The following is a 14,849-nucleotide window of genomic DNA, read 5'->3' on the forward strand; positions in this document are numbered from 1 at the left end:
CGCTGCGATCTTTTGATTTTGATTTTGATTTTAAAGATCAACATCAACAGATCGCAGCGTGCCGCAGCTCCTACAAGGGACAGGGCATAAAACATCGCAAAGGTCCAATGCTGGCCTTTGACGCCTCGAATGCGTATAACCTCGCCGTTTCGTCTACCCTGACTTGGCGCCCCGCATTGATCCTGCAGCGATCCTGCAGCGGCGGCCTATCGCCTTTTGACGCTTACGAAACGGAGAATTCCATGCTCAAACGCACCCTGGCACTGACCGCCGGCCTGGCCCTGTCCTTTTCTACCTTGATGGTGCACGCCGCTGACGTCTTGCGCGTCAGCGCGATTCCCGATGAAGCCCCGACCGAGCTGCTGCGCAAGTTCGAACCGCTGGGCGCGTATCTGGAACAGCAACTGGGCATGAAGGTGCAGTTCGTGCCGGTGGCCGACTATCCGGCCGTGGTGGAAGCGCTGGCCACGGATCGTCTTGATATGGCCTGGCTGGGCGGTTTCACCTTCGTGCAGGCGCGCTTGAAGACGGATGCAACGACACCCGTGATTCCGTTGGTACAACGTGAACAGGACGCGCAGTTCACCAGCAAGTTCATCACCGCCGACCCGAACGTCAAAAGCCTCGCCGACCTGAAAGGCAAGACCTTCGCCTTCGGTTCGGTGTCGTCCACCTCCGGCAGCCTGATGCCGCGTTACTTCATGCTGAAAAACGACGGCATCAAGCCTGAGGGTTATTTCAGCCGTGTCGCCTACTCCGGCGCCCACGACGCCACCGTGGCCTGGGTGCAGGCCGGCAAGGTCGATGCCGGTGTGCTCAACGCCAGTGTCTGGCAGAAACTGGTCGACGCCGGCAAGGTCGACACCAACAAGGTCAAAGTCTTCGCCACCACCCCGACCTACTTCGATTACAACTGGACCGTGCGCGGCACCCTCGACCCGGCACTGGCCGCCAAGATCAAAAAAGCCTTCCTTGATCTGGACCCGGCCAACCCTGAGCAGAAGAAGATTCTTGATCTGCAAGCGGCCAGCCGCTTCATCGACACCAAGCCCGAGAACTACAAGGGCATCGAGGAAGCCGCCCGCGCTGCCGAACTGCTGAAATGACCCTACGCCTCAACCAGGGCAGCCTGCGCCACGCCAATGGAGTCGACGCCCTGCGCGGTGTCGATTTGCAGATTGGCGTCGGCGAACAGGTCGCCATCATTGGCCCGTCCGGGGCCGGCAAATCGAGTTTGCTCAACCTGCTGGCCACCGCCCTGCGGCCCAGCAGCGGAGAGGTCGAAGTGCTCGGCGAGCGCGCCTGGCACTTGTCCGCCCGCCAACGTCAGCGTCTGCGCGCGCGGATCGGTCTGGTGCATCAGGCGCCGCCGCTGCCGCCGCGTCAGCGTGTGGTGACGGCGGTACTGGCCGGCAAGCTCGGCCAGTGGAGTCTGGGTAAAAGCCTTTTGAACCTGTTGCATCCACTGGATGTGGCCGGTGCCCGCGCGGCGTTGGCGCGGCTGGACCTGAGCGACAAATTGTTCGCCCATTGCCAGCAATTGTCTGGCGGTCAGTTGCAACGCGTCGGCATTGCCCGGGTGCTGTATCAAGCGCCGGAGATTCTCCTGGCCGATGAGCCGGTCTCGGCAATGGATCCGGTCATGGCCGGGCACACCCTATCGATCCTCTCGCGGCATGCTCGCGAACACAACGTCACCTTGGTGGCGAGCCTGCATGCGGTGGATCTGGCGCTGTCGCACTTCCCGCGAATCATCGGTTTGCGCGACGGACAGATTCTGTTCGACAGCCCTTCTGATCGCGTCACCCCGCCAATGCTCGACGCGCTTTACGCCAATGAAAAACTGCAATCACCGACCGTTGCGGCGGTGCCTTTGACTGTGCAGATTCCACGATGCTGAAGGCTGATTCACGGGATCCCGCCGCGTGGCCACGTTTATTGCTAACGGTGCTGGCGATTGCCTTGCTGTGGCCGGGCATTCAGCTTAGCGAGTTGAATCTGGGCGTGCTGCTGCCCGACAGCCAGAATGAAATGGGCCGGTTTGTCGCACAGTTCTGGCCACCTGCGCACGACGAAGCGTTTCTGCAGTTACTGCTCAAAGCCACCCTGCAAACCCTGGCCATCGCTACCGCCGGCATGGCTTTGGCGCTGGTGTTGGCGATACCGGCCGGTCTGGTCGCCAGTCGTGCGCTGTCGCTGTCCGCCGCTTCACGCGGTGGCGTGCCGAGTCGATTGGGCCGTCTGCTGCGCTGGCCGGTGCGAGGCTTACTGATTTTTTTGCGCAGCGTGCCGGAAATCGTCTGGGCGCTGTTGTTTGTCCGCGCGGTCGGACTGGGGCCGGCGGCCGGTGTGCTGGCCATCGCAATCACTTACAGCGGCATGCTTGGCAAGGTCTACGCGGAGATTTTCGAATCCACCGATCAGCGTCCGGCGCACGCGCTGTTGCAGGCTGGCAGTGGTCGTCTGGCGGCGTTTGCTTACGGCACCTTGCCCAATGTCGCCTCGGAACTGCTCTCCTACACGGTGTATCGCTGGGAGTGCGCAATCCGCGCGTCGGTGGTGATGGGCTTTGTCGGTGCTGGTGGATTGGGTCAGCAGATCGACCTGTCGATCCGCATGTTCGCCGGCGGTGAAGTCGCCAGTATTCTGCTGTGCTTCCTGATCCTGGTACTGGCCGCCGACCAACTCAGCCGCTTACTGCGCTGGAGGCTGACATGAACCGGCTGATCAACCTGCTGCTGATCGCCGGCATTGCGCTGGCGGTCATCGCGTCCTTCGCTTATCTGGGGCTGGATCTCGGCGAACTGGGCAGCGCTACCAGTCTCAAGCAGATGGGCGCGTATGTGCAGCGCTTTCTCAGCCCGGATCTGAGCGCGGATTACCTGAAAGCAATCTTCCACGGTTCGATGGAAACCCTGGCCATGTCGGCGCTCGGCACCCTGCTCGCCGCCGTGTTCGGCATCATTCTGGCCCTGCCCGCCGCCGGGCGTTTCGGCTGGCCACTGCAAAGTGCTTCGCGCCTGTTGCTCAATGCCTTGCGGGCGATTCCGGAACTGGTCTGGGCGGCATTGATGGTGCTCGCCGCCGGCCTCGGCCCGAACGCTGGCACCCTCGCCCTCGCCCTGCACACCACCGGCGTGCTCGGCCGTTTGTTCGCGGAGGCGCTGGAAAACACCCCGCCACAACCGGCCGAAGCCATTCGCTTGCAGGGCGGCAATCCGATCCTCGCCTTCTGCTACGGCACCTTGCCGAACCTTGCGCCGCAACTGCTTGCGTACGTTCTGTACCGCTGGGAAAACAACATCCGCATGGCCAGCGTGTTGGGTTTTGTCGGCGCCGGCGGGCTTGGGCAGATGCTCTATGTGAGCCTCAGCCTGTTTCAGGAAGCCCAGGCCAGCACGGTGATTCTGGCGATGCTGGGGCTGGTGTTCGTGGTCGACTGGCTGAGTGCCTGGAGCCGGCAGCGCTGGGTTAAGGCCTAGTACGCAGGTGTGCGAGTGGATATCTGACAAAAGCTGATTATGCTTCAGGAAACCTTGCAGTAATGCGAGGCGGTCAGACTGTGCAGGTTTCACGCGGGAGCAATGGCGGCATTGCCACAAGGCCAGAGTGCGACAAGCAGTAACGGGGGACTCCGGCCTACAACAATAAGCACGACGGAGAACACCCATGGCCACAATCGACACAGCATCCACCGGCAGTCCACCGCGCAGCGGCGGCATCACCAAGGAGGAGCGCAAGGTTATCTTCGCTTCGTCTCTGGGCACGGTTTTCGAGTGGTACGACTTTTACCTCTACGGCTCACTGGCGGCGATCATCGCCAAGCACTTTTTCGCCGGTGTCAACGAAACCACTGCGTTCATCTTTGCCCTGCTCGCCTTTGCCGCCGGGTTCGCCGTGCGGCCGTTCGGGGCGATTGTATTCGGTCGGCTCGGCGACATGATCGGGCGCAAACACACGTTCCTGATCACTATCGTGATCATGGGCGTCTCCACCGCGATTGTCGGCATATTGCCCGGTTACGCGACCATCGGCGTAGCTGCCCCGGTCATCCTGATTACCCTGCGCTTGCTGCAAGGCTTGGCGCTGGGTGGTGAGTATGGCGGCGCCGCGACCTACGTGGCCGAACACGCGCCGCGCAACAAACGCGGCTTCTTCACCTCGTGGATTCAAACCACCGCGACCCTCGGCCTGTTTCTGTCGCTGCTGGTGATCCTCGCCTGCCGCACCGCGCTGGGCACCGAAGCCTTCGAAGCCTGGGGCTGGCGGATTCCGTTTCTGCTGTCGATCCTGCTGTTGATCGTCTCGGTGTACATCCGCCTGCAGCTGAGCGAGTCGCCGGTGTTCCAGAAGATGAAGGCTGAAGGCAAGGCGTCGAAAGCGCCGCTGACCGAATCCTTCGCGCGTTGGGACAACCTCAAAGTGGTGATCATGTCGTTGCTCGGCGGCACGGCCGGGCAAGCGGTGGTCTGGTACACCGGGCAGTTCTACGCGCTGTTCTTCCTGTTACAGACGCTGAAGATCGACCCGCAGACCGCCAACCTGTTGATTGCCGGATCACTGTTGATCGGCACGCCATTCTTCGTGATCTTCGGCAGCCTCTCCGACCGTATCGGGCGCAAACCGATCATCATGGTCGGGTGCATGCTGGCAGCGCTGACCTACTTCCCGATCTTCCACGCGCTGACCCAGTACGGTAATCCCGATGTGTTCATCGCCCAGGAGAAGAACCCGGTCAAAGTGATCGCCAACCCGGATCAGTGCTCGTTCCAGTTCGACCCGGTGGGCAAGGCCAAATTCACCAGTTCCTGCGACCTGGCCAAGACATTGCTGGCGAAACGGGCGATCCCGTATGAAAACGTGATTGCAGAGCCGGGCACCGTCGCGCAAGTGCGCATTGGTGACAAAGTCGTCGAGAGTTTCGAAGGCAGCGCCCTGCCGGCCGCCGACTTCAAGACCCGTAACGATGCGTTCACCGCGACCCTCGGCACCGCGCTCAAGGAGGCTGGTTATCCGGAGAAAGCCGACCCGGCGAAAACCAATTATCCGATGGTGCTACTCCTGCTGACCGTGCTGGTGATCTACGTGACCATGGTCTACGGCCCGATTGCCGCATGGCTGGTCGAGCTGTTCCCGACCCGCATCCGCTATACCTCGATGTCGCTGCCGTATCACATTGGTAACGGCTGGTTTGGTGGTTTCCTGCCGACGGTGGCTTTTGCCATGGTCGCGGCCACGGGGGATATCTACTACGGCTTGTGGTATCCGATCGTGATTGCGGTGATGACGGCGGTACTCGGCACATTCTTCCTGCCGGAAACCAAGGATCGCGACATCCTCAAAGACTGAAAACCGTCAGCGCGCCCTCTCCATCGCGGGAGGGCGCCATTCGGCACAACCCGGCAAAAATATCGAACGCCTGCCGCACTGCCTGCCTCCAATGTTTACACCACTGGAGGTCACCAACATGAACAGCAACGATAAAACCCCGAACGCCCCACCAACCGACACGTCCGGCAAACCGGTGAATGTGGTCGAGCGCGATCTTGAAGACCGAGACGACGACACCGAAGCCGTGGACGAGGTGATCACGCCTTCATCCACCTGCGTGAAGGAACAGGACGCCGAGACGCTACAGCGCAAGATCGATGAGATAGAGCGCAAAGTGGCCGATGGTAATTAGTGTTTTGCAGGCGATCGCAACAGTCTGCTGGATCTACCCCCTCACCCCAGCCCTCTCCCCCAAGGGGGCGAGGGGGAAAGGGAGCCGATTTGTGTGCTTTTTGAATCTTCAGTTCACCCGGTATTTCAGGTCGGCGTAACTTGCATGATCACCCCGGTCAGTCCCCTCTCCCCCCGGGAGAGGGTTACAGTGAGGGCTTCTTCGCCAGGTTGAGTGTCACGGCCGCGCGGATCTGCGCCAGCATTTCACCGCGCCAGTCGCCCAGTTCGGCAATGCGTTGATCGATCAGTGCCGAAGCGGATGCAGTGCCCTCTGCTTTTTTCATCGCCGGATTCTCGACGGACAGGAGACCCACAACTCTAGCCCGCGCTCTTCCCCCTCGCCAATTCAGCGCTCAGCGCACATTGCGATAGAGCATCAGCCGCGCACTTTCATGCAGCCCGCGCGTCAGCTCCACCAGCCGCTGAAACTCCTGCGGGTGTTGCTCGGCGACGTTGTCCAGCGGCGTCGCGGAACGCAGATCATGCAAGGTCGGCGCGCTGCCGTCGTGCTGCATTTGCAGCAGATGATGCCGGGTCACGCCGCCGATCAACGGGAAGGTGCCTTCACGCAAGACCAGCGGCACCACGCGCTCGCCTTCCGGTGCCGGTTGCTGAATGTCGCGGCCCATTGCGCCGTTGCTGAACGGGATACCGGCCATGCCGGCCACGGTCGGCAGCAAGTCCACCAGCCCCACCGCCTCGTCGATCACTTTGGGTTTTAGCAGCCCCGGTGCATGGATCAGCATTGGCACGTGGTTGCTTTCCAGCCCCAGTTGCTCGAAGGCCGGCGGCATGTGCGGGATCTGGCTGATGCGGGTGTTGTGGTCGCCGAAGAACACGAAAATCGTGGTGTCGTAATAGCCGCCGGCCTTGGCCAGTTCCATCAACTTGCCAATATTGAAGTCCAGCAGACGCACCGCGTTGTATTGCTCGACGCTGCGTGAGCCGGCGGCTTGCACCTGTTCCAGCGACAGGTTGCTGATCTGGAAGCCGTCGTTGTCCTTGGGAATGGTGAACGGCCGATGGTTGCCCGAGGTTTGCAGGTAGGCGAAGAACGGCCGGTCCTTGGGAAGATCGCGCAAAATGCGATCGCTTTCCTTGAACAGGTCGAGGTCGGAAATCCCCCAAACGTCCACCAGCGGCGAACGCCAGTCGCTCTCCTGATACAGCTTCACGCCCTCGATACTTTGCTGGATCAGCGCATTGATATTCGCCCAGCCGGCATTGCCGCCGATCATGTAGAACTTCTGATAATCGCTGAAGGCGTTGATCAGCGTGTGCTGGCGGGTGATCAGCGGATGGCGGGTGGCGGTTTCCTGACGGGTAACGTCCGGCACCCCGGTGATGCTGGCCCACACGGTTTTCGCAGTACCGGTGACCGGCACGTAGAAGTGGCGGAAAAACCAGCTGTCGGTTGCCAGTCGATCAAGATTCGGCGTCGGGTTCAGCGGGTTGCCATAGGCGCCCACCGCGCTGGTGCCCAACGATTCGAGCATGACGAACATCACGTTCGGCGCGCCGGCGACACGATACGGTTGCACGGCTTGCTGTCGCGCGAATGTCAGGGTTTGCGTGTCTGGCTGATCAACTCCCAAATAACGCGCAACTGCCGGGTAATGCTCACGCACCTGCGCTTCATCGTACTGCGCCTGCCCGGCCTTGAGCGTGTCGTAGAGGAACAGCACCGGGTTCAGGCCTACGGCGGCAATCTGCGCATTGCCAGAGAAAAACGCATCGCTCCAACGCAACGGCACCGGGTTTTCCAGGTTGAGATTTTCCACGCGCCCGAGCAACGCCAACAGCACGGCAACCAAGCCCACGCTGCTGGCAAATATCAACGAGGTGCGGCGGATGGTCCGAGGTTCACGGGCCAGCGTCGCGCGCTCCAGGCGCACAAATCCGTAGAACCACAATCCCAGCACCGCCAGCCAGCCGAGGGCGATCCACAGGACCGGATAGGTTTCCCAAACCATTTGCTGCGAGATCTGCGCATCGTCCAGATAACGCAGCACCGTGGCGTTGATGCGCACGCCGAGGTAGGCGTAATGGCCGAAATCGATGATGTAGACCAGACCGACTACGCCCAGCGCCAGCAGCCAATAGCCCCGCGCCACACGGCGCAGCAACGGTACGCGCGCGAGGTTCCAGCGCGGCAGCCAGGCCAATACGGCCAGCGGCAACATCAACAGCACCGCCAAACGCAGGTCGAAGCGCAAACCGATGCCGAGGGTTTCGCGCAATTGCGGGTTGTCGGCAAACGCGCTGACATCGACACCGGAAAAGCCCAGCACAAACACCAGCCGCAGAAGGGCCAAGAGTAAAAACGTCAAACCTGCCGCGCCGACGCCGTAGCGCAGGCGCCGCGATTGCAACCACCCCATCGTCGACCTCTGTGTCGTGATTCAGTTTGAAGATGTCGGCACGGCCGAGACCGGCCGCAGCAGGCGCCAGACTTCGCGGACGCAAAGCGCTGCACCGGCGACCAGGCAGTAACCGACCAGCAGCGGATCGATCAGGTAATCCCAATAGTTTTCCGAGGCTTTGAGGCGCAGCGCGAAGGCCAGCGTGCCGAGCGCCAGCATCGCTACGCCCAGCCCGTTGCGCAGCCACAACAGCGCCAACGTGGTCAGGCCGATCAGCACGATCATCGGCCGTGGGTTGAAGCCCCAGCGGTACGGATCGACATAGGTCAGGCCCATCGTCGCCGGGTACAGGATCAGCGCCAACAGACCAAACAGCACCAGCACCTGCACGCGTTTGAGCGTGGGCAACGGCTGAACGACGCCCAGGCGCAGCAGACTGACCCAGGCCAGCAACACCAGCGTGGTGATCGCCAGATCGTCGGTAAAGCTGCGCACATAGGCCGCCAGCGGCAGATCGTTGAACGGGATAAAACTGACCAGTGCCAATAACGGCAACAGCCACGGCCGCCAGTGCCGGGTCAGGCTGAAGGCACTGAGCAGGACAAAACCGAGCAGGATGAAACTCAAATGGGCTTGCCAGGGAAACATCATCACAGGCGCTCCGCCAGCCACGCATCGTTGAAGCTGACATGTTTGATAAAGGTGTTATTCCACGAATACACCAGGTGATAGAGACCATCCGAACCGCGGCTGAAGTACGGGTATTCGTACTCGAAATCACAGCCGCGCGGCTTGCACACGCGGTAGTCGAGATTGCTCAGAAAGCGTTGCTCCAAGGGCAAGCGGCGTGCGCCACTGGAGGCGCGGAAGCCTTCGCCGATGATCGCTTTGTAGGCTTCGGGGGCGAACGGCTGGCCGAGCGGATCGGGCGATTGGTCGAGATCGATGACGCTGCGCCAGTCATTAAGGTTGGCATCGGTGCCGTACAGGCTGAGTTTGAAACGCCCGTCCTGCAGATCATTCAGCGCGACCAGCAGACCATCGTCGGCCGTGCCCACCGCCGCCAGCGACGAGTTGGGGTTGGCCGGTTCCAGCGGATACGGTTCGCTCCAGGTCTGGCCGGCGTCGTTGGTGCGGCTGGCAAGCACCCGATGATGGGTCTCGCCGGCATAGCGCAACATCGCCACGGCACGGTGGCCGTCCAGCGGCACGATAGTCGGCTGCAACGAGTGCTTGCCACGGCTGATGCGGAATTTGTCGATCACCGCGCCGTCCGCGCTCAGGTACAGGTACTCGGCAAATTTACCCATGAACTCGTGGTACACCGGCAAGCCGATCGAGCCGTCGGCATGGAACACCGGCGCGGCGCGCACCAGCGTGCTGATATTGAAGAACGGCGAGGTGATCAATTGCCGTGGCGTCGACCAACTGCGTCCGAAGTCCTCGGAGACCATCACATTGATCGCACTGGTCGCCCAACCGCCAACGGACACCGAGACATAGAACATCCACAAGCGCTGATCGGGCGCGAGGGCGATCACCGGATTACCCAGTTTGCGAATGTAGCGGCGAGTGCCGTCGCGGGTCGATTCACGGGTCGCCAGCACGTGTTCGGCGCCCCACTCTGCGGTTTTTGCGTCGAAGCGTGCGGTGCGGATCTGCACGTCGGCAGCCCCTTCGCGCGAGCCGGCAAACCACACCGCCATCAGGTCACCGCCGGGCAGCGCCGTGACCGACGACGAATGGACAAAATCGTCCAGTTGCGAGGAGACGAAACGGCTGCTGTACATCGGCTCGGAAGGTGGCTGCGCGGCGTCAACCGGCGCGGTCGAGAGCGCGAATGGCGCCAGCACGTGGGTCGGATGACTGCGCCACGCCGCCAGAAAGATCAGGCACACAGCGAGGCTGCCGAGGGTGAATTTCAAGCGAAAGGACAACGCACGCATAGAGGACTCGCGGCAAGGACAGGTGGTTTAACAATGGGCAGACGTCCTTGTCAGCGCGTCGAGTCGTCCGGCAAGCGGCGACGGCGCCCCGTGAGCATCGACAACGGCAAGTTGTCGCGAAGCTGAAAACTTTCAAACAACGCCGCAGCGATGTGAATGCAGACCAACACGAGCAGGCCGTCGGCTGCGGTTTCATGAACCCACAACGGCCAATCGGCGCCCCACAAGGCGTCAACCTCCTCCATCGCCCAGCCACTGAGGCCGGTGGTCAGCAATGCCAGCAACATCAGGATCATCACCAGCGCGCCGATCGGCGAGTGGCCGAGGCGATGCTCGGGACGCCCGGCCAGCAGCGACCGTGCATGGCCGAGCAAACGCGATGGCGTCGGCCAGAAATCCGCCCAGCGTGCACTGCGCGGCCCGACGAATCCCCACACCGTTCGTACCGCCAGCCAGCCCATGGCGTAATAGCCGAGCCAGACATGCCAGTCGTCACCGGCCTCATTGAAGAAGTAATTGGCAACGAAGACGCCCGCGATGGACAGATGAAACAGGCGCACCACGGGATCCCACAGGCGCAGGGACGCGCTCGGCATCAGCCCTTGATCTCGGTCTTGACCGCTTTACCGCTGACCGGGTCGTGGTAGATCTCGACCTTGCGCTTGTCCTTGTCGAAGCCGTAGATCTCGTAGCAATTGCCGTCGGTGATTTTGAATTTGCTGATCTCGTAACCCTGGGCTTTCAGCTGTTCCTGAAAGGCCTTCTGGTCTTGCCATTGCGAGCGCTCGGCGGTGGTGCATTGCGGGCCGGCGATAGCCAATGGGCTGGCGACGATCAAAGACAACAGCAACAGTTTGCGCATGGAATCACTCTCGCGGGATGAGGAAGGCCTCACTGTGCAAAAGCAACCTTAGTGAAAGCTTAGTTGGCAACGAGTCGTTACATCTTTCCCGTCGGATAGCCTGCCACGGCGCTCTGCGCGGCGGCATGATGCCGCCCATCCAACCCCGTATTACCCACAGAGAACCGCCCATGCGCCTGCTTCTGGTCGAAGATGATCGTGCCCTCGGACAAGGCATTCGCGTTGCCCTGAGCAGCGAAGGCTACACCCTCGACTGGGTGCAGGACGGCGTCAGTGCCTTGCATGCCCTGCGCAGTGAAAGCTTCGATCTGCTGCTGCTCGACCTTGGCCTGCCCCGCCTCGATGGCCTGAACCTGCTGCAGCAATTGCGCAGCGAGCAACAGGATTTGCCAGTGCTGATCCTCACCGCGCGCGATGGCACCGCCGAACGCATTGCCGGCCTCGACGCCGGTGCCGATGACTACCTGATCAAACCGTTCGACGTCGATGAGCTGAAGGCGCGCATCCGTGCCTTGCTGCGGCGCAGTCAGGGCCGTGCGCAACCGGTGCTGGAACATGCCGGCGTGTGCCTCGATCCAGTCAGCCAGCAAGTCACCTGGCACGGCAACGAGGTGGTGGTGACGCCGATGGAATATCAACTGCTGCATCAACTGATGGCCCGGCCCGGCAAAGTCGTCACCCGCGAGCGCCTGTCCGGCGCGCTGTACGGCTGGCAGGAACGGGTCGAGAGCAACACCCTCGAAGTGCTGATCCACAACCTGCGCAAAAAACTCTCGACCGAGTTGATCCGCACCGTGCGCGGCGTCGGTTACGTGGTGGCGGGCAAAGCATGATCTCGATACGTGCGCGGATTCTGGTGCCGGTGCTGATCCTGGTGCTGATGGGCGATGTGCTGATCAGTTGGCTGGTGTTGCGCGACAGTCATCATGAAATCGAAGAGGTCTACGATGCACAACTGGCGCAGAGCGCGCGCCTGCTGCAAGGCGTGTTGGCGCAACGCGCACCGGGCGACAACGACTGGCATCGGCTTTATCAGGCTTTCGATGCCGCCATGAGCCGGGTCGGCGATGGCGAGGTGGCGCATCCCTACGAAACCCGTCTGACCTTTCAGGTCTGGCGCAGCGACGGGCAGTTGCTGATGCGCTCGGCCGAAGCACCGGAACTCAAGGCGCCACCGACCACCCTCGGTTCCCATGACCTGATGGAAAACGGCCGCGACTGGTGCGCGTTTCTGCTCAAGGACGCGCAACAAGGGTTGCTGATCTGGGTGGGTGAGCGCGATGACATTCGCCAGGATCTGATCGAGCGTATTGTTGGCCATACGTTGTGGCCGAGTGTGATCGGCGTGCCTGCGCTGGCGATCCTGATCTGGCTGGCCATCGGTTGGGGTCTGCAACCGTTGCGGACCATGGCGCAGACTATTCGCGGGCGCAACACCGACACCCTCAAACCGCTAAATCTGCGCCCCCTGCCCCACGACCTTGAACCGATGCAAACCGCGCTCAATCGGCTGTTGCAGCAGATCGACAATCTGCTCGCGCGTGAGCGACGGTTTATCGCCGATGCCGCCCATGAATTGCGCACGCCGCTGGCGATTCTGCGCATCCATGCGCAAAACGCCCAGCTCGCCAGTACCGCGCAACAACGCGAAGAAGCGCTGGAGTTTCTGGTTAGCGCAGTGGATCGCGCCACGCGTATTGCCAGCCAGTTGCTGACCATGGCACGCATCGAGCCGCGCCTGGCCAACCCGCAAAGAAGTCCGGTGGAGCTGACCGCGCTGGTCCGCGAGGAACTCGCCGAACTGGCGCCGCTGGCCTGGGAGAAAGACGTCGAACTGATCCTCGACAGCGACCATCACTGCCCGGTCGAAACCGATCCTGTGGCGCTGGCCATCGCCCTGCAGAATCTGGTCACCAACGCCTTGAACTTCGCCCCGCCGGGCAGCGAAGTGCGGGTGCAGGTCCAGCCACAGGCTTCCGGCGCGGTGTACATCAGTGTCGAGGACGCTGGTCCCGGCATCGACGAAGCTGATTACGCGCGGCTGTTCGAGCGTTTCTACAGCCACGGCCACGGGAATGGCGCCGGATTGGGTTTGGCGATCGTGCAGATGATCGTCAGCAAGGTCGGCAGCACCTTGCAGCTGTACAACCTGCCGCAGGGTGGTTTGTGCGCTGAGTTGCGCATCAATGAAATACCCATGTCCCTGACCTCGGCCACCTGAGTCTGACACTTTCCTGTGGCGAGGGAGCTTGCTCCCGCTGGGCTGCGCAGCAGTCCTTCTTCGTGTCGAAAAGAAGGGCCGCTTCGCGCCCCAGCGGGAGCAAGCTCCCTCGCCACAGGGGGCTCATCACAGGAATATGATTGGGAGTGGCCTGGCCTTTTGACGAAATTTTCATATCGACCTGTTAAGATCCGCGGCCTCGTTGGGGAGTAGCCTGTTTCCGAGCCTTTCGGAAGCGTTCGTATCAACATTCTCGGCAACATGCCGTGGTACGAACACCTTATGGTTGGTGAGACCGACGACACATCCATGCCTAAAGTCGGGCGTGTGGTTGTGTCGTTGACTCATAGCCCGACTGGAAGTGTGCCCCCGTGAATCCTGTTTCCCTCATATTCCTCGCTCTGGCCATGTCCACGGATGCGTTCGCCGCCGCCATCGGCAAAGGCTCCAGCCTGCACAAACCGCGTCTCACTGAAGCCCTGCGCACCGGTCTGATCTTCGGCGTGATCGAAGCCATCACCCCCATCATCGGCTGGCTGATCGGCCAGGCGGCGACTCGCTGGGTGGCCGAATGGGACCACTGGATCGCTTTCACCCTGCTGCTGGTTCTCGGCCTGCACATGATCTACAACGGCCTGAAACACGAAGAAGAGGAAGAAGAAAAACCCGGTTCGCACTCCTTCCTGATTCTCGCCGTCACCGCGTTTGCCACCAGCATCGACGCGCTCGCGGTCGGCGTCGGCCTGGCGTTTGTCGACGTGAACATCTGGGTCGCTGCGGCGGCGATCGGTCTGGCGACCATGACCATGGTGACCATTGGTGTGATGCTCGGCCGAGTGCTCGGCGCCGTGGTTGGCAAGCGTGCGGAAATCGTCGGGGGCGTGGTGCTGATGATTGTCGGTGCGACGATTTTGTACGAGCACCTGTCGGTCTGATTCAAGCTGAGGTCAGCGTCGCCAGCGCTGAGGCATTGCCCAGCGCTGCACCGCTGGCGGTGTTGTCGAAAATGCACCAGGCCGCGGCACCCGCTGCGGCCGCTGATTGCAAGGCTTGTGCGAGGTTTTGCAGATAACCGGGTTCGTAGGCGCTGTGGTAAATGCGCGGTGAGCCGTGCAGGCGCCAGTACTTCGTTTCTGTCCAGCCACTTGGCGCAGCGTCATTGCTGATGCGCGCGGGATCGACGGCTGCTTGGGCGATTTGATAAGTCTTCAGCAACGACTCGGCGCTGACCCACGATTTATGCCTTGGCTCCAGCACCACCGCGCCGGAAAACCGCTCGCGCAATGTCGTTAAAAAGATTTCGGCGCTGGCGTCGTCAAACGCCAGTGATGGTGGCAACTGCACCAGCAAGCAGCCCAAGCGTTCGCCCAGACCGCCGCATTCAGCCAGAAATTTGTCCAGCGCCGCCTCGCAACCTGCCAGGCGTAATTCATGGGTGATGTGTTTGGGCATTTTCACCGAAAAACGGAAGGCCTCCGGTACGCCATCGGCCCAACGCTCATAGGTTTGCCGACGATGCGGACGGTAGAACGAGCTGTTGATTTCCACGCCATTGAGGCGCGCGGCGTAGCGCTGTAAATGCGTGCCCTCTACGGGAAATGCCGGCCAGTGCTCGCGCCCCAGACTCCAGCCTGCACAGCCCACATAAATCAAAAGTCCACCTCCTGACCTGTAGGAGCTGCCGAAGGCTGCGATCTTTTGATTTTGTTTTTAAAGATCAAGATCAAAAGATC

Annotated in this window: 16 protein-coding genes and 1 riboswitch; of the genes, 9 read left to right on the forward strand and 7 right to left on the reverse strand. The window is 61.4% G+C overall.

The genetic code is table 11. The features are described 5' to 3' along the window. The first annotated feature begins 242 nt into the window (after positions 1 to 242). The 6 genes from BK670_RS13250 (at position 243) to BK670_RS13275 (ending at position 5,683) form a co-directional block, all read left to right on the forward strand. A complete protein-coding gene (locus BK670_RS13250) occupies positions 243 to 1,106 on the forward strand; it encodes a putative selenate ABC transporter substrate-binding protein (RefSeq protein WP_123450151.1) in 864 nt (287 codons plus the stop codon). Then, positions 1,103 to 1,900 carry a phosphonate ABC transporter ATP-binding protein gene (locus tag BK670_RS13255; RefSeq protein WP_123450152.1) on the forward strand — a complete coding sequence of 266 codons (798 nt, stop codon included), beginning with the start codon at positions 1,103 to 1,105 and terminating at the stop codon, positions 1,898 to 1,900. The genes BK670_RS13250 and BK670_RS13255 overlap by 4 nt, the downstream gene beginning before the upstream one ends. After that, on the forward strand, positions 1,894 to 2,718 hold the full coding sequence (locus tag BK670_RS13260) for a PhnE/PtxC family ABC transporter permease (protein WP_123450153.1): 825 nt from the start codon (positions 1,894 to 1,896) through the stop codon (positions 2,716 to 2,718). Before BK670_RS13255 ends, BK670_RS13260 begins: the two co-directional genes overlap by 7 nt. Continuing rightward, positions 2,715 to 3,482: a phosphonate ABC transporter, permease protein PhnE gene (phnE, locus tag BK670_RS13265; protein WP_123450154.1), complete on the forward strand. Its 768-nt coding sequence runs from the start codon at positions 2,715 to 2,717 to the stop codon at positions 3,480 to 3,482. The genes BK670_RS13260 and phnE overlap by 4 nt, the downstream gene beginning before the upstream one ends. Positions 3,483 to 3,669: 187 nt before the next feature. Beyond that, positions 3,670 to 5,349, forward strand: a complete 1,680-nt coding sequence (locus tag BK670_RS13270) for an MFS transporter (protein WP_123450155.1) — start codon at positions 3,670 to 3,672, stop codon at positions 5,347 to 5,349. Between the two features lie 118 nt (positions 5,350 to 5,467). Next, complete coding sequence (locus BK670_RS13275) at positions 5,468 to 5,683, forward strand: hypothetical protein (RefSeq protein WP_123450156.1); 216 nt, start codon at positions 5,468 to 5,470, stop codon at positions 5,681 to 5,683. A gap of 184 nt (positions 5,684 to 5,867) precedes the next feature. Here the strand turns inward: BK670_RS13275 and BK670_RS13280 are convergent, their stop codons facing one another. The 6 genes from BK670_RS13280 to BK670_RS13305 form a co-directional block, all read right to left on the reverse strand. Beyond that, positions 5,868 to 6,008, reverse strand: a complete 141-nt coding sequence (locus BK670_RS13280) for a hypothetical protein (RefSeq protein WP_404942479.1) — start codon at positions 6,006 to 6,008, stop codon at positions 5,868 to 5,870. Positions 6,009 to 6,077: 69 nt separating this feature from the next. Next, on the reverse strand, positions 6,078 to 8,105 hold the full coding sequence (locus BK670_RS13285) for an LTA synthase family protein (protein WP_123450157.1): 2,028 nt from the start codon (positions 8,103 to 8,105) through the stop codon (positions 6,078 to 6,080). A gap of 21 nt (positions 8,106 to 8,126) precedes the next feature. After that, positions 8,127 to 8,738: a hypothetical protein gene (locus BK670_RS13290; RefSeq protein WP_123450158.1), complete on the reverse strand. Its 612-nt coding sequence runs from the start codon at positions 8,736 to 8,738 to the stop codon at positions 8,127 to 8,129. After that, complete coding sequence (locus BK670_RS13295) at positions 8,738 to 10,033, reverse strand: sialidase family protein (protein ID WP_123450159.1); 1,296 nt, start codon at positions 10,031 to 10,033, stop codon at positions 8,738 to 8,740. Before BK670_RS13295 ends, BK670_RS13290 begins: the two co-directional genes overlap by 1 nt. A 50-nt stretch (positions 10,034 to 10,083) precedes the next feature. After that, positions 10,084 to 10,629, reverse strand: coding sequence for a cytochrome b/b6 domain-containing protein (locus BK670_RS13300; RefSeq protein ID WP_123450160.1), 546 nt, complete (start codon positions 10,627 to 10,629; stop codon positions 10,084 to 10,086). Beyond that, positions 10,629 to 10,895, reverse strand: a complete 267-nt coding sequence (locus BK670_RS13305) for a PepSY domain-containing protein (RefSeq protein ID WP_123450161.1) — start codon at positions 10,893 to 10,895, stop codon at positions 10,629 to 10,631. The genes BK670_RS13300 and BK670_RS13305 overlap by 1 nt, the downstream gene beginning before the upstream one ends. A 170-nt stretch (positions 10,896 to 11,065) precedes the next feature. On the opposite strand from BK670_RS13305, the gene BK670_RS13310 reads away from it, so the two are divergent. From BK670_RS13310 to mntP, 3 genes are all read left to right on the forward strand, one after another. After that, positions 11,066 to 11,728 carry a response regulator gene (locus BK670_RS13310; protein ID WP_123450162.1) on the forward strand — a complete coding sequence of 221 codons (663 nt, stop codon included), beginning with the start codon at positions 11,066 to 11,068 and terminating at the stop codon, positions 11,726 to 11,728. Beyond that, on the forward strand, positions 11,725 to 13,116 hold the full coding sequence (locus BK670_RS13315) for an ATP-binding protein (RefSeq protein ID WP_123450163.1): 1,392 nt from the start codon (positions 11,725 to 11,727) through the stop codon (positions 13,114 to 13,116). Before BK670_RS13310 ends, BK670_RS13315 begins: the two co-directional genes overlap by 4 nt. A 191-nt stretch (positions 13,117 to 13,307) precedes the next feature. Then, a riboswitch (yybP-ykoY riboswitch) is annotated at positions 13,308 to 13,481 on the forward strand. A 6-nt stretch (positions 13,482 to 13,487) separates the two neighbouring features. After that, on the forward strand, positions 13,488 to 14,051 hold the full coding sequence (mntP, locus tag BK670_RS13325; protein ID WP_123450164.1) for a manganese efflux pump MntP: 564 nt from the start codon (positions 13,488 to 13,490) through the stop codon (positions 14,049 to 14,051). 1 nt (position 14,052) lies between these two features. Here mntP and BK670_RS13330 read toward each other — a convergent pair whose 3' ends face one another. Then, positions 14,053 to 14,769 carry a DUF72 domain-containing protein gene (locus BK670_RS13330; RefSeq protein ID WP_123450165.1) on the reverse strand — a complete coding sequence of 239 codons (717 nt, stop codon included), beginning with the start codon at positions 14,767 to 14,769 and terminating at the stop codon, positions 14,053 to 14,055. Positions 14,770 to 14,849: the final 80 nt, after the last annotated feature.

It is taken from the genome of Pseudomonas fluorescens (assembly GCF_003732425.1).
GTDB lineage: Bacteria > Pseudomonadota > Gammaproteobacteria > Pseudomonadales > Pseudomonadaceae > Aquipseudomonas > Aquipseudomonas fluorescens_BE.

What these genes read in the sequence shown, in the direction of transcription:
- BK670_RS13290 (WP_123450158.1), bottom strand. Translation starts at nt 8,738, where the DNA reads ATGATGTTTCCCTGGCAAGCCCATTTGAGTTTCATCCTGCTCGGTTTT.
- BK670_RS13285 (WP_123450157.1), bottom strand. Translation starts at nt 8,105, where the DNA reads ATGGGGTGGTTGCAATCGCGGCGCCTGCGCTACGGCGTCGGCGCGGCA.
- BK670_RS13255 (WP_123450152.1), top strand. Translation starts at nt 1,103, where the DNA reads ATGACCCTACGCCTCAACCAGGGCAGCCTGCGCCACGCCAATGGAGTC.
- BK670_RS13270 (WP_123450155.1), top strand. Translation starts at nt 3,670, where the DNA reads ATGGCCACAATCGACACAGCATCCACCGGCAGTCCACCGCGCAGCGGC.
- BK670_RS13260 (WP_123450153.1), top strand. Translation starts at nt 1,894, where the DNA reads ATGCTGAAGGCTGATTCACGGGATCCCGCCGCGTGGCCACGTTTATTG.
- BK670_RS13310 (WP_123450162.1), top strand. Translation starts at nt 11,066, where the DNA reads ATGCGCCTGCTTCTGGTCGAAGATGATCGTGCCCTCGGACAAGGCATT.
- BK670_RS13280 (WP_404942479.1), bottom strand. Translation starts at nt 6,008, where the DNA reads ATGAAAAAAGCAGAGGGCACTGCATCCGCTTCGGCACTGATCGATCAA.
- BK670_RS13315 (WP_123450163.1), top strand. Translation starts at nt 11,725, where the DNA reads ATGATCTCGATACGTGCGCGGATTCTGGTGCCGGTGCTGATCCTGGTG.
- BK670_RS13250 (WP_123450151.1), top strand. Translation starts at nt 243, where the DNA reads ATGCTCAAACGCACCCTGGCACTGACCGCCGGCCTGGCCCTGTCCTTT.
- BK670_RS13300 (WP_123450160.1), bottom strand. Translation starts at nt 10,629, where the DNA reads ATGCCGAGCGCGTCCCTGCGCCTGTGGGATCCCGTGGTGCGCCTGTTT.
- BK670_RS13275 (WP_123450156.1), top strand. Translation starts at nt 5,468, where the DNA reads ATGAACAGCAACGATAAAACCCCGAACGCCCCACCAACCGACACGTCC.
- BK670_RS13305 (WP_123450161.1), bottom strand. Translation starts at nt 10,895, where the DNA reads ATGCGCAAACTGTTGCTGTTGTCTTTGATCGTCGCCAGCCCATTGGCT.
- phnE (WP_123450154.1), top strand. Translation starts at nt 2,715, where the DNA reads ATGAACCGGCTGATCAACCTGCTGCTGATCGCCGGCATTGCGCTGGCG.
- BK670_RS13295 (WP_123450159.1), bottom strand. Translation starts at nt 10,033, where the DNA reads ATGCGTGCGTTGTCCTTTCGCTTGAAATTCACCCTCGGCAGCCTCGCT.